Below are 19,223 nucleotides of genomic sequence, written 5' to 3' on the forward strand. Positions count from 1 at the left end.
TGCGGGAACGTCCATCGGGGAATCCGATGCACTCCAGGCAGGCCCGGAAGGGGCATGTCTGGAGGTCTGAGGATGGAAGAGCGCAAGGACCGGGCCACGTTGCTCGGTTTGGGGTTCGAAGAGGCGGAGCTTCGTCTCTTGGGACTGTGGGAGCCGGCCGTTGGACCCGCTCACACGCTGGCAGAGGCGTACATCAGGCGCAGCAACAAGCGCGACGACGTGACGACGCTCCGGGAGCACGTCCGGGACGTGGTCCGTCAGGCCATGCGGGACGGCAAGAGCATCCGGCATGTCTGGTTCGAACAGCGCTCCGCCAGCAAGGCGTACGTCAAGCGTGAAGAGTTCGACGGCGCCGTTACGGCAGTCCTTGAGGGGCTGTCCAAGACCCTGTACGTCTGGAAGACCGACCGGTTGAGTCGGCGTGGCATGGGTCAAGTCGGCTTGCTGCTGGATGAGTTCGAGAAGCGTGGCGCGTGGATTTTCAGCGTTATTGAGGGGCTGGACTCTCGTACCGGTCGCATAATGTTCGCGTGGCTCTCCGAGCGTGCCCGCGAAGAAGCCAAGGACATTTCAATCCGGACGAAAATCGGGATTGACGCCCACAAGGCTGAGGGAATCTGGCCCGGCGGCGTAACTCCGTACGGCCTCATCTGCGTTGACGGAAAGCTGGCGCACGGGATCACCGAGTATGGGTTTGCGCGCCCAATTGCCGAAGCCCTCCTTGAGCGCACGGTTCCCGCTGAAATCGCAGCGGACTACAACGGCCGAAAGATTCGGACCCGCAAGGGCAAGCTCTGGAGTGCTCAGGGCATCATCAACATGGCCCATTCTGTGAGCTGGGCTGGCCTCGTTCCCAATCGGGAACGAATCCTTGACGAGTTCGGGAACCCGACAGACAAGTACCACCGAAGTAGCACCCCGCTCATGGACGCAGACGGTCACCCGGTCGAATGCGGGGAAGGTGTGGTCGACTACGAAGAATTCCTTACGATAGACGGTATCTTCAAGAGTCGATCCCGCCCGGGGACCACGATCGGAAATCGTGCACGCGGACAACGGGAAAGGGTTGCAATCATTGCCGGATTTTTCAACTGCCCTTACTGCGGGGGTCCCATGGGAAACGGTGGCACCAACTACCGGTGCAACAACCGAATCAATAAAGGCGAGACCGCTTGTAAGGGGATCAGTGTTGCCAGGCCGCAAGCCGAAGCGGCCATGGGGGAATTGTGGTTGAACCATATTCTTAACCTTCCGCCGGAGTCCCCCACGATTCAGAACATTGCCCGTCGCTGGCTCAGCTATCAGGACCCGGCGAAGGAAAAGCGGAAAAAGACCGTGTCAGCTGCTCTCGACAACGCCGTGTCACGCCAAATGAAGCTCAACAAGGAGTATTTCCTTGGAGCCAGCAAGATGGACGAGCGCGAATACGAGAACCTTCGGGATCAGGTAGCAGCGCAGATTGAGGGCATGAAGAAGGAACTCGAAGAACTGTCCGCCGAAACGGATCTGACTCCGCTCATGGACCCGCAGGCTCTTCTGAGGCTCTGGGAGAACGGTGGAGTGGACGGACGCCGGAAGTTGCTGGATGCCACCCTGACGAAGGTCGTGCTCCAGCCTCTCCCGGGTGACTTGCCGGAAGGCGAGAAGGCTCCGTCCATAACCGATCGGATGCTCGTGCACTGGCGCGACACCGCCGGGCGAAGCGACGCAGCAGAGGCGATGACGGCGGTCATGAAGCACCGTGAGCGTCAGATTGCCTCGGTAGCCTGACTCAACCAGACAGGAGAGAGAAAACATGAGTGCCGAAGTGTGGGAGCCCGGGGACCTCGTGGTTGACCTGAACGGGGGTGTGTGGGCACGGGCCCACCCGGAAGACCAGGCCAAGGGCTGGGCGTGGGGGTACGCGCTCGAAGGCGTCGCCGGCCCGGTCGAAGGGGCGGTTGAAGAGAACTACCCGCCTCGCCCGTTGACGTTGCTGGTACGTGACGGCGTGGCGGTCAACGAGCCGTCGAAGCATCGGACGGCCCGCCTGTTGCAGATGACCGTGATGGCTCCGCAGGACCGGTTGAAGGGTCCGGAGCCGGTCGGCACCGGGAAGCACATAGCGGTACGCCATCGAGACTGGCACCCGGTGCACACTGCACGGGGAACTGTCCTTCTTCGCTGGCGTGGCACGGACGGCGTAGAACGGACGTGGGGTGGAGTCGAACGGGCCGACGGCGGGCGGTTGGTGGTCAGGGTCCCGGGCGACCACCATGACGCGCGGCCCCTCGTACGCACCCTGGAAGAAGCCGTCAGCCTCGTGTGGGACTGGTGGCTTCACCCTGATGGTTCCGGCTGGCCCGAAGACGTGGAGCAGCTGCCCCGGAACGAACACGGACCGGAACTGTGCTTTGAGTGCGGAGACGTGGCCACTCTCCGGGTGGACCAGCCGTACCAGAGGGCACACGACACGGCGGCATTCACCGAGCACACTTGTGACGCTCACCTGACGGAAGCCGTCAACGTAGCGGTACAGACCGGCTCCAAGGCGGGCCCGCTCACCGTAACCCCGGTGGTCGCTGAGTAGTGGCACACCACCCCACCGTGAGCCCCTGGTTGGTCCAAGCGACCGCCGGGGGCTCTTGGCGTTCTGTATAAGGGAGACGGGGCACCCGGCCGATGAAGGGACGAGCGTGGACGCGAACGACGACCCGTACTGCGGAACCTGTAACGACCTCTACACACACCTTCTCGACCCGCAGAGGGCTGGACGTACGCTCTGTGGTGCCCGAATCGAACGCCACCCGTCGTTCAAGGGCTCGTGGCGGGACTTGGGTTGGCGGTGCGCTTTGTGCCTGGAAGACGCCGGCGACGATGCCCCGGAGTGGTTCAAGGACGGGAAGCCCGGCGGGCCCTCGTACTGGAAGTGGTACCTGCGAGACCACCCCGCCCCGGTGGACTGATGCGCTACCCCTGGACGCGTACGGCATTTTGCACGCCTACATATGCAATGTCACATTGCACAGGGCAGGCCCAACGCCAGCGGGGTCCGGTGGACAGCGGAGGGGTTCCCAGTGGTGATGAGTGACAGTTTTTACGCCACTTCCAATATCTCCTAAGAGAGTCCTATAGAGATACCGGATGGAGCGTTTCGCCCGTCACTCATCACTCCGAGGTTTATCAGATCCGGGTGACCGATGCTCTCCAGTTCCCCCAGAGAGGGCGGGATTCCCGCGCACCCCTAGCCGGATCGGCGGTCAGAGGGCCCGCACTCTCTCTGCTTCCGCCCGTGCACCACGCACCCCGCGTTACCGGGGTGGCTGCCGGCGTCGTGTGGCGGAGCGGGGGACTGAGCCGCCCATGAGTAACCAGCCTTTCGGGGCTGCCGAAAGGGGTTGCAAGCGCGCTCAGTCTCCCAAGGCCACCATCGTCACGTGACGATGGCTCTTCGTTCGGGGGTGGAGCATGGTTCGGAACACGAGGTCTGTCCGTGCGCGTCGCGTGGCCATAGCCGCCGGCACGGGTGCGGCTGCCAGGATGCGCAAGGCCATTCATAGGGCCGGGGGCAGCCACTGTGAGGCATGCGGCCTTCGCTTCCTTGGGTCCGCTATCGACGTGGACCATATCAAGCCCATTGCCCATGGCGGACAGGACGTTGACGACAACGTACAGACGCTCTGTCGCCCCTGCCACAAGCTCAAGACCCGTCGGGACTTCGACTTCCAGAAGCCCCCCTTCTGATGCCCTTCAAGCCTCGTACCCCCTGCCCTATCCCCGGGTGCCCTGAGCTGACCAAGGGTGGTCGGTGCCGTGCGCACGAGCGGCAGGCTAACCGACAGCGCTTCACTCCAGGTGGTAGCGCGTACGGTCCACGCTGGCCCGGCATCCGGAAGGCGTACCTGTATGCGAACCCGTGGTGTGTGCTGTGCTCGAAGTCCGCGACCGTGGCTGACCACTGGCCGCTGAGCCGGCGACAGCTCGTGGAGCAAGGTGAAGCCAACCCTGACGCTCCGAAAAACCTTCGACCGTTGTGCACTCTGTGTCATAACCGGGAGACCGCGCGGCTCCAGCCTGGCGGATGGGCTGCTGAGCGTCGCCCGGAAGCTCCACCCTTCTGACCTGCGGGTTTACCAGGGGGGTGACCCCCTACCCCCGGGCTCCCGGCGCGGCAGGGAGGGAAAAAACTACCGTGGCTCATAGGGCCGTTTCTGCGGGAGGTGACCGACCGTGGCCGCTCGTGGCCAGAAGCCGAAGCCCCATCTCCAGGCCATCCGGGAAGGGACCTTCCGCCCGGACCGTGACTCTGAGGGCGCCTCGTTCGCCCCGGCGGACCCGGTTGAGCCGGACTGGCTGGAGATCATGCCGGGCCGTGCTGGCGACATCGCCGCCGTCCGGGAGAAAGCCGCCGAAGTCTGGGCGCGCACCGTGCCCGCGCTGGTCATCTCCGCCGGCCTCACCGATCCTCAGCGGGAGACCGCCATTGAGTATTGCGTGACCGTGGCCCGTCTCTGGCAGGCGGAACGGGAGCTGTCCCGGAGCGGGCTCGTGGTGGAGACGGAGCGCGGCAACGTAAAGAGTCCGTGGGTGACCATTGCCCACCAGTACCGGAGTCACTTCCGGTCACTGGTCGGCGAGCTGGGCCTTTCGCCGGCTGCCGCTACCCGGATCACACCGCCGGACCCGGGGGGCGCCGATGGAGATATCTTCGACTGATCTTGAGGTGCTTCCGGTGCCGTACGCGGCCTTGCTGGAGCTTGGCCTGAGTGAAGAGGACGTTGCCGCCGCGCTGCGGTCTCGTCCGCTCGTGGTTGCTGCTCAGGCCAAGGACGCACCGGGCGCCTATTTCGACGTAGCCGCCGCCCGTCGGGCCGTAGCCGCAATCGAGAGCTTCAAGCACACGAAGGGTCGGTGGGGGAACTCCCGCCTCAAGTTGAGCCCGTGGCAGGTGGTTTGGGTCATCGCGCCGCTGTTCGGTTGGCTGGCTCACGACTCGGAGCTAGGCCGCGCCGTCCGGGTGATCAGAAGCGCGTGGGTGGAGATCCCGCGTAAGAACGGCAAATCAACGCTCAGCTCCGGCATCGGCCTCGTGCTGCTGTTGGCCGATCGGGAGATCGGTGCGGAGGTCTACGCGGCTGCTGGCAGCTTGCCTCAGGCTGAGCGGGTCTTTGACGACGCTAAGAGGATGGCGCTCACAAGCCGCGCTGTCCGTGGGCGCGTTGAGGTGTTGCGGGGGCTCATCAGGGTGCCCCGGACCGGTGGTGTCTTTCGTGCGTTGAGCAAGGTAGCCGAGACTGCTCACGGTCTGAACGTGTCTGGTGCGATCGTGGACGAGGTCCACGTTCACAAGAGGCGCGACTTGATCGACGCGATCGAAACCGGCACCGGCGCGCGCGACCAACCGCTGATCGTTTACATCACGACGGCGGATGAGGGTGTTGAAGGTTCGATCTACGACGAAAAACACGTTTACACAACTCGCTGTGCTGACAACGTAGTTGAGGATCCTGGGCACTATGGCGTCATCTGGGCGGCGGAGGAGTCGGACGACCCGTTCGCAGAGGAGACGTGGCGCAAGGCCAACCCGGGTCTCGGGGCTTCTCCGTCGTTGGCGTACATGCGACGCGAAGCCAACAAGGCCCGTAGTACCCCCTCGTACTTCCCGACCTTTTGCCGTCTCAGCCTCAACAGGCGCATGCGTGCGGCGACGAGGTGGCTCCCTCTCTCGCTATGGGACGCGAATGCCGGCAGCGTGGACGACGCCCATTTCCGGTACCGCCGGGCATGGGGAGGGGTCGACCTTTCCGCCGTCTCCGACCTGTCCGCGTGGGTGCTGGCCGTGGAGTCCCGCATGCCCGGCGTGGATCTGGAACTGATCTCCCGCTTCTGGCTACCGGAAGAGCGCGTGGACGAGTTGGAGCAACAGCTTCAAGTGCCGCTTCGGCAGTGGGCTCGTGAGGGCTTGTTGACGCTGACGGAGGGCGATGCGATCGACTATGGCGCGATTGAGCGTCAGATCATCGCGGATTGCCGCCGGCTGGACGTGCAGCGAATCAGCTTCGACAGGATGTTTGCCGGTCAGCTCGTGCAGCGCGTTGAGGCCAAGACGCGCGGCGTGGACGTGGTTCCCGTGGCGCAGACATACCTAGGCATGTCGCCCGGGTCGAAAGAGCTTGAGCGCTTGCTGAGGGAAGGCCGCATCAAGCACGGCGGGCACCCGATTCTGAGATGGCACGCTTCGTGCGTTGAGGTCTACCGCGACGGCAACGACAACCTCAGGCCGGTCAAGCCGGACCGGGGGAAATCCTCCGCCCGAATCGACGGCATAGCCGCTGCCGTCATGGCGCTGGACGGCTATGTCAGGCGCCCCGTTAGGCGGTCCCGCGCCGCAAGTGCTTAGCCACCATCGTCACGTGACGATGGCCTCTGCCCCGTCCGGGCTCACCGGGCGGGGTTTCTTCATGCCCAAAGGGGGTTGCATGGCGGAGACTCCGCTTGAGATGACCATCCGGCTCCGTCGCAAGCTGGAATCGCGAAAAGTCCGGTCTCGGATCTGGGGTGAGTATTACGAAGGGAAACATCCCCTTCTGTTTGCTACGCCGGAGTTCCGGGCTCAGGTGGGCGACCTCTTCGACGGCTTCTCGGACAATTGGTGCCGGACGATTCCGACGGCCATGATCGAACGCATGTCTCCGCTGGGCTTCCGCCTTGAGGATGGCACCCTGGACAAGGCCGCTCAGCGCGCCTGGAAGGCGAGCGAGTGTGACGTTGAGATCGGCCTCACCATGCTGGACTCTCTGGTTACCGGCCGGTGCTATGCGCTGGTCTGGAAGCCTGACGGCGTGAACACGGAGATCACGTTTGAGCCGGAGGGGCAAGCCCTCGTTGAGTACGTTCCCGGGCGCCGGCGTGCTCGTGCGGCGGGTATCAAGGTGTGGCGCGACGGAGGCCACGAGCTAGCCACACTCTTTCTGCCCGGCATGGTCTACCGCTGGCAGCGGAACCTGTCTGGTGGGGAGTGGACTGAGCGCGTGATCGGCCTCCGCCCGTCCGAGAGTGCGCACTTCCCCAACCCCTTGGGTGTGGTGCCGCTGGTTGAAATTCCGAACCGCACCCGGCTGACGACGCCGCCCCGGTCGGAGATCTGCGACGTGATCCCGCTCCAGAACGCCATCAATTCCCAGTGGGCAAAGCTCTTCCTTGCTACGGACGATAGGGCTCTTCCCACTCGTGCAGTGCTCGGTATGGATCGGCCCGTCCGGGAGATCACCGACGATACCGGCGAAGTGGTCGGTGAAGAGGATCTGCCGATTGGTCGCTTTCGGTCGGACCGTCTTCTTTGGCTGGAGAAGGACACGGCCCGTATTGCGGAGTTCTCCGCCGTCGACCCCCGGCCGTTCCTTGAGGTGATCCGGGAACTGATCGATCACATCTCGGCTCAGACCCGCACCCCACCCCGGTACCTGGGACGACTGGCGAACATTGCGGCGGACACGCTGGAAGTTGACGACTCCTCCCTTGTCTCGAAGGTCAGGGAGCGTCACAAGTACGTCGGGAGTGCGCTCAGGGAGTTGATGCGCCTTGAGGCACTGGCAGCCGGCGAACCGGCACGGGCCGAAGCGTTGCGCTTGGGTGACGTTGTTTGGCGCGATCCCCAGTTCCGCAGCGATGCCCAGTACGCGGACGCGTTGGTGAAGCTCAAGAGCCTCAATCTCCCGGACGAAGCCGTGTGGGAGCGCATCCCCGGCGTGACTCCGGACGAAATTGAGCGTTGGAAGTCGATGAGGAACGACCAGGCAGCGGCCATCGTCGGTGGGGACCTAGCCAGCCTGTACGGGCCGAAGCCTGAGCCTGAGCCGGCGCCTTCGGAGCCTGAGGCGGAGGCCGGCTAGTGCCAGGCTCAGAGACTCTGGCGCTGGCCCGATACGCGGAGGTTCAGGGGAGTACGCGCGGCGTAGTAGAAGCCGTTCAGACCATCTGGCACGACGTTTCCCCGGATCGCCTTCTCAGCGCGATGCAAGGTGAGTCGGGGGCGGCCATCCTTCGGGCGGTCACGGCCGGTCAGCTCACGGCAGTGGAGGGGGCTCAGGCCTTCGTAGGCTCCGTGATGGTGGCTCAGGGTGCAGCCGCCGCCCCGCTGGCCACTCTGGACGCCTCCGCCTTCGTGGGTATCGCCTCCGATGCTCGTCCGCTGACAACCCTTCTCTACCAGCCGGCTATCACGACAGCTCGTGGTTTGGCGTTGGGCATGAGCCCGGAGGCAGCTTCTATCGCCGGCCTCAACCAGATGGCCGTCATGGTCTCGACTCAGCTTGCTGACACGGCCCGTGCCGCCACCTCCGTGGCGATGACCGCGCACCCATCCGTCACCCACTACGTGAGGGTTGTACGGCTTCCCGCGTGTGCCCGGTGCATCGTACTGGCCGGTCGGAAGTACAGCCGGAGCAAGGGCTTTGCGCGGCACCCCCGCTGTGATTGCGGCATGGAGCCGTTGAGCGCTGACAGCGACCGCCAGCCGAAAGACCCGGACTGGCTATTCCAGGACATGACCCCAGCGGAGAAGAAGCGTGCCTTCGGCGCTGCCGGAGCGGACGCCATCGAGAAGGGAGCGGACCTGTCACAGGTGGTCAACGTGCGCCGGGGAATCGAGACAGCCGCCGGCAGGGAGGCCCTGACCACCCGCATTGGCACGACCCGCCGGGGCATGGGTGAGCGGGCAGCCGAAACGACTTTCAGTCGAAGCGACCGCTCCCGCTACTGGCGCGCTGACACCCCACGTCTCATGCCCGAACAGATTCTCAAGCTCGCCGGAGAAGACCGGGAGCGACAGCTAGAGCTTCTTCGGAAGCACGGATACATCAAGTAGGAGAAGAGATATGGACCCGGAGACCGACCCGACAACCACCGCCCCGACCCCGGACGAGAAGCCGGCGGAGACCCCGGAGGAGAAGCCGGACGAGACCGCCGATGCACTCAAGGCAGAGCAGGAAGCCCGTACGGCCGTCGAGAAGGAAGTCACCGACCTCAAGGCGGAGAATGCCCGGCTCCGCCGCTCCAACGCCGCAACGAAGGGCGCCGACCTGGACGAGATCCGGGCTGAGGTCCGTTCGGAGTTCGTTGGCCAGCTCGTTCGGGCGGAAGTCCGTGCCGCTGCCTCCGGCCGACTGGCCGATCCGGCGGACGCTTTGGCGCTTCTCGACCTTGCCAAGCTCACCCCGGAGAAGGGTGAGCCGGACCCGGTTGCCATCAAGACTGCCCTTGAAGAGCTTCTGACCGCCAAGCCCTACCTTGCCCCGAAGGGTGATTCGGCATGGGGAGACGTGGGCGCCGGCCAGCGCAAGACCGCAAAGCCGGAGCCGTCCACGCCTCTTGAGCGTCTGCGGAACGCCTTCGGGAATCCGTAGCTCTCCAGTACCCCCGAAACCGGAGGACATCGTCACGTGACGATGGTCTCCCCCATTTGCCCCGTCCGGCGACAACCACCGGGCGGGGCAAGACCTTTCGGGGGTTACATTGGCGCTCACCCTTCCTGAGGCCGCGAAGCTGTCCACGACCGATCTCCAGGCCGGAGTCATCGAGACCTTCGTTCAGGAGAGTTCGGTCCTGGACCGGATTCCGTTCCTCACGATCAACGGCAACAGCTACGCGTACAACGAAGAGGCGACGCTCCCGGGCGTCGCGTTTCGATCGGTGAACGAGGGTTACGCCGAGAGCACGGGCACCGTGAACCAGAAGTCTGAGTCTCTGGTCATCCTCGGTGGTTACGCGGACGTCGACCGTTTTATTGTCCAGACCCGGGGCAACCTGAACGATCAGCGCGCGATCCAGACCCGCGCGAAGGTCAAGGCCGCAAGCTACAAGTTCCAGGACTCGTTCTTCAACGGCGACACGGCCGTTGACCCGAAGGGGTTCGACGGCCTCAAGAAGCGGCTCGTCGGCGCTCAGGTGATCAGCGCGGGTGACGCGCCGATTGTCGGCAACGGTGCCAGCGACGCTCACGCGTTCTTTGACATGCTGGACAACCTGGTTGCTCAGGTTCCGGGCCTCAATGGCCAGAATGGCGCGCTGTACACCAACCGCGCTCTCATGGCGAAGATCCGGAGTGCTGGTCGTCGTCTCGGCGGTGTTGAGTCCGTCCGAGAGGATCTGACCGGCAAGCGCGTCCTTACCTGGAACGGTATCCCGCTTCTGGACGCTGGCCAGACTGCCGCCGGCGCGGACATCATTCCGCTGGCCGGTACCACCACCATCACCAGCGACGTGTACGCGGTGAAGTTTGGTGCTTCGGAGGACGACCGGGCCGTGACCGGCCTCACCAACGGTGGCGTTCACACTGAGGATCTGGGGCTTCTCCCGACTCAGCCCGTGTACCGGACGTTCATTGAGTTTTACACGGGCCTTGCTCTGTTCGGCGGTAAGGCTGCGGCCCGTCTGACCGGCGTGAAGAACGGCTGATCGGGGGACTGGCATGCCGCCGCGCAAGCGAGCAACCGCCGCTCCCTCCCTGCCGCACGACGACGGATGCTCCCCGAACCGGACGGAGACCTTCGCGGTTCTCACCCCGGACGGGGAGATCCGGACCGTCGTTCGCTGCCTGGAGTGCGGCGCCCAATCAGTAACCTAGACAAGGGGGTTGGCATGGCGCTCCCCGCGCTGGCGACGGCCGGCGAACTGGCCGCTTGGATGCAGCTCACCCCTGACGAGCTTCCGGCCTCCGCTTCGCTTGTCCTGGACACGGTCTCAGCGATCGTGCGGGCGGAGGCCCGGCAGCACTTCACCCGACGAACTACCACGGTCGAACTCCAGCCACGCGACGGAGTTGTGACGCTGCCTCAGCGTCCGGTGGTCCGGGTCATCTCTGTGTGGTCCGCCTCCGCCGTCCTGGACCCGGGCGGCTGGCGCCTCTTCCGGGATCGGTTGCACGTTCCGGCCGCAACGAGCCTTGTTGAGGTCGTGTACGAGCACGGGTATACCGAGGTTCCCGGGGACGTGCGGGCCGTCGTTCTGACGGCTGCCTCTCGGGTCCTCAACAACCCTTCTGACCTCCGACAGGAGACAGCCGGAGGCGTGTCCGTGACCTATGCGGCGGAGACCATCGGGGCGTCGCTGTCGCCTGCCGATCGGGACCTTCTCGCCCGGTACCGCCGACGCGTGGCCGTGGTGGACACGGCATGAGTGTTCTCTTCTCTCAGTCCGTCGTCGTCGTCAGGGCTCCGTTCCTCGTGGATCGCTACGGCAACGAAACCTCCGAACGGGACTGGAGTCGGGCGGTTCGCCGTACCGTGTGCGGGCTCTCCGTCCAGCCCGACAGTTCTACCGAGGCTGACGGCGACCGGCCGTCCGTGGTCACCGGCTGGCGTGTCACGACCCGCCGGGGAACCGACCTGGACCTAGTTCCGGGTGACCACGTGGAGTATGACGGCCGGCTACTGGAGACAGACGGGCTCGTGTCCCGCTGGACCGTTCGGGGCCGGCTGCACCACGCCGAAGCGCGACTTGTGGAGGTGATCGGCTGATGGCTCGTAAGTTCCGGGCCAACAAGGCCGGTATCAACAGCCTGATGAAGACTCCGGAGGTCGGCGCGGAGGTCAGGCGCGTTGCCCAGAGCATCGCTGAGGTCGCCGGATCGGGCGAAGGGCTCTTCAAGGTCGACTCAGCGCTTGGCCGTCGTCGTTGGCGGTCGGCAGTCATCGGAAACTATGACTTCCCCACCTCTGGCGGCCTTGCTGGCTCACGGACTGACCTTCTCCGGGGGCTGAACGGTGCGCATGAGTAAGCCGGTGGTCGTCATGCCGGACGCTGTAGCCGTCGTGGTCTCGTACCTCCGTGCAGCACTGGCAGCCCGGAGCAAGGCCGTCCCGGTAGTTTCCCGCATCCCGACCAACCGTCCGCCGGCCTTCGTCCGAGTCGAGCGCATCGGAGGACTCAAGGCCACGCCGGTATCGGACCGGGCCCGGCTTGATGTTCATTGCTGGGCTCCGTCGGAGGCCGACGCACACGACCTTGCCGCCGTGTCCCGTGCGCTACTGGACGATCTCCCGGGCGTGCGCGACGGCGTGACCGTCTATCAGGTCAACGAGGTGAGCGGCCCAATGTGGCTGCCGGACGATCTGACCTCAACTCCCCGTTTCGCCTTCGCTGTTGAGGCGCACATGCGCGGACGGGTTCTCTAATCACTTACAGGGGGACACATGGCGCTCAACGCCGATGCCGTCCGGGTGGCGCTTACCGGCGCTGCCTACGCGGCTCCGAAGGGTACTACCGCACCTACTGACGCCACGTCGACATGGCCGGTTGGCGCCGTGGATCTGGGATGGATCTCGGACGACGGGATCACCGAAAGCAACTCCGCCGACACGTCCGAAATCAAGGCGTGGCAGCACGGCCAGACGGTTCGAAAGGTCATCAGCGGCAGTGAGATGAGCTTCAAGTTCACTTGCATTGAGACCAGCAAGAGCGTTCTTGAGCTGTATCACAAGGGCTCGAAGATCATTACAACCTCCGGCAAGTCGGTGCTCGCCATCAAGGCGCCCGGTAGCGACAGGCGCATGTTTGGCTTCGATGTGGTGGACGGAAACAGTCACCTCCGCATCGTCGTGCCGGACGGCGAGGTTACCGAGGTAGGCGATATTGCCTACAAGAACGCGGAGGCCATTGCCTACGAGCTGACCATCACCGCGTACCCGAGTGCCGACGGCACTGTTGCGTACAAGTACAGCGATGACCCTGCGTGGAGCGGTTCAACCCCGCCCGCCCCGTAACCACCATCGTCACGTGACGATGGCCGCCGCCCCGTCCGGGCTCATCGGGTGGGGTTTTCTCATGCCCAAAATCAGGGGGACCGCATGGCTGAACTGTTTGACCTAGATGCGTGGGCCAACGAGGCCCGGCGCTCGCCCTTCGCCTTTCGGGTTGGTGGGGTGGACTTCTCGCTTCCGGCGGCCGGAGACCTGGACAAGGGCATCCTCGCTGCCGTGAACCTGGAGACGCCTTCGGCTGACGACGTGCTGACGCTTCTCCGTGAGGGGCTGGCCGATCAGTGGCCGGACTTCGACGCGCTCCCCATTCCGCTGGGCGCTGTCGGTGAGCTGTTCAAGCGCTGGCAGGCGCACGAGGGCATTCCGCTGGGGGAATCGCCGGCCTCTTCGGACTCCTGACGGAGCACGGGGAGGCTATCGAAGCCGACCTTCAACGCTTCTACGGGCTGGATGTCCGAGACCTCTTCCGGTCCGGCTCCGTGCTGACGTGGCGCCGTCTGCGTGCCCTCGTGACCCATCTCCCGCCGGACTCCGCACTAGGCCGCGCATTGGCCGGTGATGACGCCGGCTGGACGCTGGAGACGCAGCTTCTCGCGGCTGTTCACGACAGGCTCAATGAGGCGAACTGGCAACGCGGTAACGCTGGCGCCCGTTCTCCATCCAAGCGTCCGGAGCCCATTGCCCGACCGGGAGTGAGACCGAACCGGATTGGTGGGACGAAACGCGATCCACGCGAAGTCGCGCGCTACCTAGCGCAGTTCCAGCCAGCACCGGGGGGTGAAGATGGCCATTGAAGTCGGCATGGGATACGTCAGTATCGTGCCCGAAGTTGCGGGGTTCGCTGATCAGCTCCAGGGCCACATCACGGGCCCGGCTCAGAAGGCCGGAGAGGCCGGCGGTCAGGATGCCGGAGAAGGCTTTACGGGGAAGATGGGCGGCTTCCTCAAGGGCGGGCTCATTGCCGTTGGCGCGCTAGCCGCCGGCGTGCTGGCCAAGGGCTTCATGAACGTCCTTGATCAGGGGGAGATCAACGGCAAGCTCCAGGCCAGCCTAGGCACCACCCCGGAGACCGCTTCCCGCTACGGCAAGGCCGCCGGCCAACTCTACGCCAGCGGCATTTCTGACAGCGTGGAAGAGGGCGCTCAAGCGATCTCGTCCGTGATGCGTTCCGGCATTCTGCCGCCCGACGCGACCAACGCGCAGATCCAGAGCATCACAGGCAAGGTAGCCGACCTCTCGAAGACCTTCGAGTTGGACCTTGGGCAGACTGCGAACGCCACGGGTCAGATGCTCAAGACCGGTCTCGCCAAGGACGGTACAGAGGCCATGGACCTGATGACCGTTGCCATGCAACGGATGGGTCCGCGCGCTGACGACCTCTCAGACACGATGAATGAGTACAGCACGAAGTTTCGTGATCTGGGCTTGTCGGGTGCCGACGCTATGGGGCTCATGGCTCAGGGTATGGCCGCCGGTGCTCGTGACACGGACACCATGGCTGACGCCTTGAAGGAATTTCAGATCCGGTCAACGGACGGGTCGAAGGCCAGCACCGAGGCGTACGAGGCTATCGGCCTCAACGCGGAGGCCATGACGAAGAAGATTGCCGCTGGTGGTGCTGGGGCGAAGGAAGGTCTCCAACAGGTACTGGACGGTATCAAGGGCATCAAAGACCCTGCCGACCGATCGGCGGCAGCCGTCGGACTTTTTGGTACGAAGGCTGAGGATCTTGGCGGCGCGCTGCTGGCCATGGACACCCGAACTGCGGTGTCCGCACTGGGGGATACCGCCGGAGCCGCAGAGAAAATGGGCACGGCGCTCCACGACAACGCGAAGACAAAGATCGAAGGCTTCAAACGGTCGTTTGAGGTTGGGGTGACCGACTTCCTTGGAGGCAAGGTCATCCCCGCTCTGGAGCGGGCGGGCTCCGTGGTCGGGACCGTTCTCGGGCCGCCCTTCCAGGCCGCGACGGACACGGCGAAGCTGTTCTTCGGAGCGCTGACCGGTGCTGGCGCTGCCGTGGATCTCCCGTGGGCCAACCGCGTCATCGACGTGGCGTCAAAGGTCCGGGGAGTCCTGGACGAAGCGGCCGGGGGAGTGCGCGCTTTCGGGGCCGCGTTCATGGCGGGCGGGTCCGATGTTACGTCGTCCGGCTTCGCCGGCGTCCTGGAGCGGGCAGGACTTGTGGCCCGGAATTTGTGGGACATATTCGCCAACTACGTTGTCCCGTCCGTGACGTCGTTCGCTAGCGCGGTGGTCGGCGCTGTGGTTCCGGTCGTCTCCGGGCTGGCTTCGATCCTGGCTGAGGTCGTCTGGCCGGCGCTCATGCGGGTCTACCAGTCCATCTCTGAGAACTTGAAGCCCATCTTTGAGGCGCTGTCAAGCTTCGTGCAGGATCACGTAGTTCCGGCAGTCCAGATGATCGGCGGGAAGCTCTCGGAGTTTGTCGAGAAGGCGCGCCCGGTGGTTGAGGTCGTCTCATCCGTGCTGAGCTGGCTAGGCCGGCTGGCGGCTGACATTCTCGGTGCGGTCATCCCCGTGATCGTCCGCCTTGCTGGTCCGATCCTCTCCGGGCTGTTCTCGTCCATCGGCACTGCGATCGGCTGGCTAGGAGACCTAGTCGGTTGGGTCGGTTCCGTCGGTAAGAAGTTGCTCGAAGCTGGCCGCAGTGTCGGTGACTTCGCGTCGACAGCGAAGGACAAGTTCGGTGAGTTTATCGATTGGTGCAAGGGGCTCCCCGGCAAGGTCTCGGAGGCCGCCGGCGACTTCAAGAACCTGCTCGTGGAGAAGGGGAAGGACCTGGCGCGCGGCATCTGGGACGGCATCTCCGGCATGGGCGGCTGGCTGAAAGACAAGCTGCTCGGCTGGGCGAAAAACGTGATTCCCGGGCCGATCGCTGACGCGTTGGGCATCAAGAGCCCGTCTCGCGTCATGGCGGATCGGGTCGGACGCTGGATTCCTGCCGGTATCGCTGAGGGCGTTGACGAGGCCGAACCCGAGCTGACCGCCCGGCTCCGCACCCTGGTGACGATCCCTCAGCTCACTCTTCCGCGTCCGGTTCTTCCGGCCCCGATGCTGCCGGCCTCCGCCTCTGGCTCGTCCATCACTGTCAACGCACACACAGACGCCAGCCCTTACGAGATCGGCAAGGCGCTCGCTTGGGAACTCCGGACGGGGGGAAGGTAGTTGGCGAATCTCTACACCGGAGAGCCCTGGACACTGGAGTACGGCGGCGTCATGTTGGGCGGCTCGTCCCCCGTCATCATCCAGGACGTGACCGGTCTCCTGGACGCGCCGGACGTGCGGACCGCTGATCAAACACTGTTGCAGCGGCACGGGGTTTCCCCCGGCACGGACTATCTGGGCGGCAGGGTCATACACCTGACGCTCACCGTGCTGGACAGCCCCGGCACGCTGGCGGACCTGCTGGCGGCTTTTCAGCCGGCCACCGGAGACAAGCCGCTTCGGTTCTCCGTGCCCGGAGTCGCCGGCGACCGGGGCCGGACGATGGCCCGGGTCAGGAAGCGGTCCATCCCCGTTGGCTCCAGCTATGCCCACGGGGCTGCCTCGTTCGACGTGGAACTGTTCGCCGCTGACCCGCTTCTCTACGAGGACACGGAGACCACGGCCAAGCTACTACCGACGGCACCACGCGGGTCGGTGCCCGTCTTCCCCCTGAGGTTCCCGTTCGGGTTCATGAGGGCCGGAGTTCTCTTCGCCGCGCAGCCGGCGGAGCTGGCCGTTGCTGGCAACACCCCAACATGGCCCATCTTCACGATCACCGGGCCTGTGACCAATCCGAGCATCCTCAACCGGCGGACCGGTGAGCGGCTGACTGTTCAACTTGCCGTGCCCACGAGTGAAGTGCTGGTGGTCGACACGGGGGCCCGATCGGTGACTCTCAACGGTGCATCGCGCTACGGCGCTCTCTCCTCAGACTCCACGTGGTTCCCGCTGAGGCCCGGCGGCAACGGGCTGGAGTTTGACGACCTACAAGGCAACAAGAACCGCTTCGCGGAGGCGCGTTGGCGCTCCGCATGGCTTTAGGGGGGACTCATGGCGGGTGGCATTCGAGCGCCGCTGTACGCGCACAAGGGGGAGTACGACGCCGCCGACTTCCGGACGGCGCTCTCTGACCTACGAGGCTCCAACGTCGGAGTCATCCCGGGGACGGACGGCGACGGCCTCAAGGTGACGGCGGTAGCAGGGTCTTCCGCCCGGGTTGCTGTAGCTGGTGGGCGGGCTTGGGTTCCGCTGACGAAGGCCGGCGTCCGGGACAACCGACAGGCTCACTACGTGGACCTTCCATCTCCCGGCGTGGTGTTCAACCTTGGTACGTCCTCCGCAACGGCGGACCGGTACGACCTGATCGTTGCCCGGGTCACTGACGACAACGACGTGAGCCCGTACGTTGAAGTCCCGCTAGCTGGCTTCGCTCCGGGCCTCATGTCGGCTGGCTGGACCATCGACGTTGTTCGGGGCGTGGATGGTGGAGGCACCCCGGCGGTCACCTTCGAGAGCTTCCTTGTGCTGGCCCGGGTCAAGGTCCGAAAGGGGGCGACAAGTCTCCAGGCCGCCGACGTGGAAGACCTCCGCTTCTCTACGACAGGGCAGGGAGATCCGACGGCTCTTAGTCCGCTGAGGACGGCTCCCGGTCAGTCGGTTGCCTCTGTGGCCTCCGCTCAGGCACGCGGCGGGCTCATCTACTCGACAGACGAAGACCGCCTTTACTACAAGGGCGCGACCGATGCTAAGCCCATCGTCAACCGGGCGGTCATGATGGGTCAGACCGGGCGCGGTTCGTCCGGGTGGTGGGGAGTGGACGGCCCCGACACCAACATGTCCGGTGTGGTCCTGAGGTTCGACGGGGCAGCGGCACCGTACGACCGAATCGGCATCCTCAACTATCAGATCCGGGTGGGTGGTCCGGCGGATCGTGAGGGCTGGCATTCCATTTGGACGTTCAGCGACACCACGCTTTACTGGGAAAGTCTCCGGATGTACGAGCACACGAACAGCGGGCTTTCCCCTCATGCGGGCGCCGTGCATGTGCTGATCCCGAAGAACCGCCCGCTCAAGGTCTGGCACGCGTTGCATGCCCAGCTGGGGTTCTGCTACTTCGATGAGTGGCAGAGCTACTCCCAGATGGTCATCATGCCGGCGGAGTGATGGAGGATCATGCAATATCGAATCCTCTTCGCGGAGTTCACCAGCGGGGATGTCTGGGGGGAGCTTCCTGCCCTTGAGTTGAACTTCTCCCGGGTCCTCAACGCACCGGGCGAAGGGTCCGTCAAGATCCCTCTCACGGGGCCGGCTGTCCGTGGTCTCCCTTGGCAGGCTCTCAAGCCGTGGCGGGTACTCGTCTACGTCCAGGCCGGGGAGCAAATCCTTTGGGGCGGACCGCTGGTGACGTACGCCGTAGACCTGTCTGCCGAGACGATGACGCTCAACCTGCAAGGGCTCTGGACGTACTACCGTCACCGGTTCATCTCCGAAGACCGCACGTTCCTCGCACGGGATCAAGCGCTCATAGCGCGGGATCTCATCAAGGACTTCGGGGACGGCACGGGGGATCTCGTGCGCTCCAGTGGACCGAAGGCGCTGACCTTCGATGAGACCTACCTCTCCGGGATTGTCCGAGACCGCTCGTACTGGCGGTACGAGTGGAAGGCCGTAGGTCAGGCGGTCGAAGAGCTGTCTCAAGTCCGAGGCGGTTTCGACTTCCGCATTGACCACTTCTGGCAGTCCGGCAGGATCGCCAACCGATTCGTCTTCGGCCTGTCAACGGGTGACTCAACTGACTTCGTTCTGGAGCACGGAGCCAACTGCGCGGTCCCGGGGGTCAGTTCAGACGGAACGGCCATGACGACGGAGGCCATTGTCACAGGTGCCGGAGACGGCGCCGATCAGCTCGTCTCGTCGTGGTACGACCTACTCCACGAGACCGACGCAAGCCGGCGAATCCCGCGCCTCACCTCTGTTCAGTCCCGCGTGGACGTAACTGCACCGGACACGCTCACCGGGTACGCACAGCAGATGATTTCTGAGGGTTCCGTCCCGATCGTGATCCCTGCTGTCCAGCTCCGCCCGCAAACCTTTCCCGCTGTCGGGGATCTCCAGGTTGGCCAACTGGTCACCGTGCGCGTCCGGGCGGGGGAATGGCCGGGCCACGACGGAAGGTTCAAGGTCACGGAGATTCGTCACAAGGTAGCGAACACGGGCACGGAGACCGAACTTGCCCTTACGCCCGGGGAGGTGTTCGCCAGTGTCGGCAGCCCTGCTATCGCCTAGCCTGGCAAGCGAGTTGACGAGCCTCCGGAGACGCCTGGACTCCTTGGAACGCGGATTCAGGACCGGGCGTGACGTGCCACTGGCCATGAGCCCATATGAGGGCTGGTCAGCGACCGCCAGTTTCAAGGCTGTTGCTCAGATTGGCACCGGACCGCTGACCCGGTCTGTCCTCAAGCTCGATGTCCGGGCAAGCGT

At 64.7% G+C, this 19,223-nt stretch carries 19 protein-coding genes; all 19 read left to right on the forward strand.

Going from position 1 to position 19,223, the window contains the following annotated elements:
• Positions 1-72 precede the first annotated feature (72 nt).
• The 19 genes from ACFV6D_RS01570 (at position 73) to ACFV6D_RS01660 (ending at position 19,028) form a co-directional block, all read left to right on the forward strand.
• Entirely contained in the window at positions 73-1,770 is a 1,698-nt protein-coding gene (locus ACFV6D_RS01570; protein ID WP_380557553.1) for a recombinase family protein, read from the forward strand.
• 25 nt (positions 1,771-1,795) lie between these two features.
• The gene (locus ACFV6D_RS01575) at positions 1,796-2,569 is read left to right on the forward strand and encodes a hypothetical protein (RefSeq protein WP_380557556.1); all 774 of its coding nucleotides are present in this window, start codon (positions 1,796-1,798) and stop codon (positions 2,567-2,569) included.
• Positions 2,570-3,519: 950 nt separating this feature from the next.
• The gene (locus ACFV6D_RS01580) at positions 3,520-3,723 is read left to right on the forward strand and encodes an HNH endonuclease (protein ID WP_380557559.1); all 204 of its coding nucleotides are present in this window, start codon (positions 3,520-3,522) and stop codon (positions 3,721-3,723) included.
• 486 nt (positions 3,724-4,209) lie between these two features.
• The gene (locus ACFV6D_RS01585) at positions 4,210-4,695 is read left to right on the forward strand and encodes a P27 family phage terminase small subunit (RefSeq protein WP_380557562.1); all 486 of its coding nucleotides are present in this window, start codon (positions 4,210-4,212) and stop codon (positions 4,693-4,695) included.
• Positions 4,676-6,379, forward strand: coding sequence for a terminase large subunit (locus tag ACFV6D_RS01590; RefSeq protein WP_380557565.1), 1,704 nt, complete (start codon positions 4,676-4,678; stop codon positions 6,377-6,379). The genes ACFV6D_RS01585 and ACFV6D_RS01590 overlap by 20 nt, the downstream gene beginning before the upstream one ends.
• A 79-nt stretch (positions 6,380-6,458) precedes the next feature.
• The gene (locus ACFV6D_RS01595) at positions 6,459-7,871 is read left to right on the forward strand and encodes a phage portal protein (protein ID WP_380557568.1); all 1,413 of its coding nucleotides are present in this window, start codon (positions 6,459-6,461) and stop codon (positions 7,869-7,871) included.
• A 215-nt stretch (positions 7,872-8,086) separates the two neighbouring features.
• Positions 8,087-8,845, forward strand: coding sequence for a hypothetical protein (locus ACFV6D_RS01600; protein ID WP_380557758.1), 759 nt, complete (start codon positions 8,087-8,089; stop codon positions 8,843-8,845).
• Positions 8,846-8,855: 10 nt separating this feature from the next.
• Positions 8,856-9,383: a hypothetical protein gene (locus tag ACFV6D_RS01605; RefSeq protein ID WP_380557571.1), complete on the forward strand. Its 528-nt coding sequence runs from the start codon at positions 8,856-8,858 to the stop codon at positions 9,381-9,383.
• Positions 9,384-9,492: 109 nt separating this feature from the next.
• Entirely contained in the window at positions 9,493-10,434 is a 942-nt protein-coding gene (locus ACFV6D_RS01610) for a major capsid protein (protein WP_380557574.1), read from the forward strand.
• 183 nt (positions 10,435-10,617) lie between these two features.
• Positions 10,618-11,154 (forward strand): hypothetical protein, encoded by a 537-nt coding sequence (locus tag ACFV6D_RS01615; RefSeq protein WP_380557577.1) that lies wholly within the window; start codon positions 10,618-10,620, stop codon positions 11,152-11,154.
• The gene (locus ACFV6D_RS01620) at positions 11,151-11,495 is read left to right on the forward strand and encodes a hypothetical protein (protein ID WP_380557580.1); all 345 of its coding nucleotides are present in this window, start codon (positions 11,151-11,153) and stop codon (positions 11,493-11,495) included. Before ACFV6D_RS01615 ends, ACFV6D_RS01620 begins: the two co-directional genes overlap by 4 nt.
• Complete coding sequence (locus ACFV6D_RS01625; protein WP_380557583.1) at positions 11,495-11,755, forward strand: hypothetical protein; 261 nt, start codon at positions 11,495-11,497, stop codon at positions 11,753-11,755. The genes ACFV6D_RS01620 and ACFV6D_RS01625 overlap by 1 nt, the downstream gene beginning before the upstream one ends.
• Positions 11,748-12,152: a hypothetical protein gene (locus ACFV6D_RS01630; RefSeq protein WP_380557586.1), complete on the forward strand. Its 405-nt coding sequence runs from the start codon at positions 11,748-11,750 to the stop codon at positions 12,150-12,152. The genes ACFV6D_RS01625 and ACFV6D_RS01630 overlap by 8 nt, the downstream gene beginning before the upstream one ends.
• A gap of 18 nt (positions 12,153-12,170) precedes the next feature.
• On the forward strand, positions 12,171-12,740 hold the full coding sequence (locus ACFV6D_RS01635) for a hypothetical protein (protein ID WP_380557588.1): 570 nt from the start codon (positions 12,171-12,173) through the stop codon (positions 12,738-12,740).
• Between the two features lie 84 nt (positions 12,741-12,824).
• Positions 12,825-13,136 carry a hypothetical protein gene (locus ACFV6D_RS01640; protein WP_380557591.1) on the forward strand — a complete coding sequence of 104 codons (312 nt, stop codon included), beginning with the start codon at positions 12,825-12,827 and terminating at the stop codon, positions 13,134-13,136.
• Positions 13,137-13,520: 384 nt separating this feature from the next.
• Positions 13,521-15,923: a phage tail tape measure protein gene (locus tag ACFV6D_RS01645; protein WP_380557594.1), complete on the forward strand. Its 2,403-nt coding sequence runs from the start codon at positions 13,521-13,523 to the stop codon at positions 15,921-15,923.
• Complete coding sequence (locus ACFV6D_RS01650; RefSeq protein ID WP_380557597.1) at positions 15,924-16,784, forward strand: phage distal tail protein; 861 nt, start codon at positions 15,924-15,926, stop codon at positions 16,782-16,784.
• A 9-nt stretch (positions 16,785-16,793) separates the two neighbouring features.
• Positions 16,794-17,906, forward strand: coding sequence for a hypothetical protein (locus tag ACFV6D_RS01655; protein ID WP_380557600.1), 1,113 nt, complete (start codon positions 16,794-16,796; stop codon positions 17,904-17,906).
• A gap of 9 nt (positions 17,907-17,915) precedes the next feature.
• Positions 17,916-19,028 (forward strand): hypothetical protein, encoded by a 1,113-nt coding sequence (locus tag ACFV6D_RS01660; protein ID WP_380557603.1) that lies wholly within the window; start codon positions 17,916-17,918, stop codon positions 19,026-19,028.
• Positions 19,029-19,223 lie beyond the last annotated feature (195 nt).

Origin of the sequence: Kitasatospora sp. NPDC059812 (assembly GCF_042732075.1) — a bacterium.
In the GTDB taxonomy this organism is placed as follows: domain Bacteria; phylum Actinomycetota; class Actinomycetes; order Streptomycetales; family Streptomycetaceae; genus Kitasatospora.

Bases quoted from the DNA above. Each gene is read 5' to 3' on its own strand.
- ACFV6D_RS01570 (WP_380557553.1), top strand. From the start codon at position 73: ATGGAAGAGCGCAAGGACCGGGCCACGTTGCTCGGTTTGGGGTTCGAA.
- ACFV6D_RS01590 (WP_380557565.1), top strand. From the start codon at position 4,676: ATGGAGATATCTTCGACTGATCTTGAGGTGCTTCCGGTGCCGTACGCG.
- ACFV6D_RS01580 (WP_380557559.1), top strand. From the start codon at position 3,520: ATGCGCAAGGCCATTCATAGGGCCGGGGGCAGCCACTGTGAGGCATGC.
- ACFV6D_RS01655 (WP_380557600.1), top strand. From the start codon at position 16,794: ATGGCGGGTGGCATTCGAGCGCCGCTGTACGCGCACAAGGGGGAGTAC.
- ACFV6D_RS01660 (WP_380557603.1), top strand. From the start codon at position 17,916: ATGCAATATCGAATCCTCTTCGCGGAGTTCACCAGCGGGGATGTCTGG.
- ACFV6D_RS01620 (WP_380557580.1), top strand. From the start codon at position 11,151: ATGAGTGTTCTCTTCTCTCAGTCCGTCGTCGTCGTCAGGGCTCCGTTC.
- ACFV6D_RS01630 (WP_380557586.1), top strand. From the start codon at position 11,748: ATGAGTAAGCCGGTGGTCGTCATGCCGGACGCTGTAGCCGTCGTGGTC.
- ACFV6D_RS01615 (WP_380557577.1), top strand. From the start codon at position 10,618: ATGGCGCTCCCCGCGCTGGCGACGGCCGGCGAACTGGCCGCTTGGATG.
- ACFV6D_RS01605 (WP_380557571.1), top strand. From the start codon at position 8,856: ATGGACCCGGAGACCGACCCGACAACCACCGCCCCGACCCCGGACGAG.
- ACFV6D_RS01600 (WP_380557758.1), top strand. From the start codon at position 8,087: ATGGTGGCTCAGGGTGCAGCCGCCGCCCCGCTGGCCACTCTGGACGCC.
- ACFV6D_RS01625 (WP_380557583.1), top strand. From the start codon at position 11,495: ATGGCTCGTAAGTTCCGGGCCAACAAGGCCGGTATCAACAGCCTGATG.
- ACFV6D_RS01595 (WP_380557568.1), top strand. From the start codon at position 6,459: ATGGCGGAGACTCCGCTTGAGATGACCATCCGGCTCCGTCGCAAGCTG.
- ACFV6D_RS01575 (WP_380557556.1), top strand. From the start codon at position 1,796: ATGAGTGCCGAAGTGTGGGAGCCCGGGGACCTCGTGGTTGACCTGAAC.
- ACFV6D_RS01645 (WP_380557594.1), top strand. From the start codon at position 13,521: ATGGCCATTGAAGTCGGCATGGGATACGTCAGTATCGTGCCCGAAGTT.
- ACFV6D_RS01640 (WP_380557591.1), top strand. From the start codon at position 12,825: ATGGCTGAACTGTTTGACCTAGATGCGTGGGCCAACGAGGCCCGGCGC.
- ACFV6D_RS01635 (WP_380557588.1), top strand. From the start codon at position 12,171: ATGGCGCTCAACGCCGATGCCGTCCGGGTGGCGCTTACCGGCGCTGCC.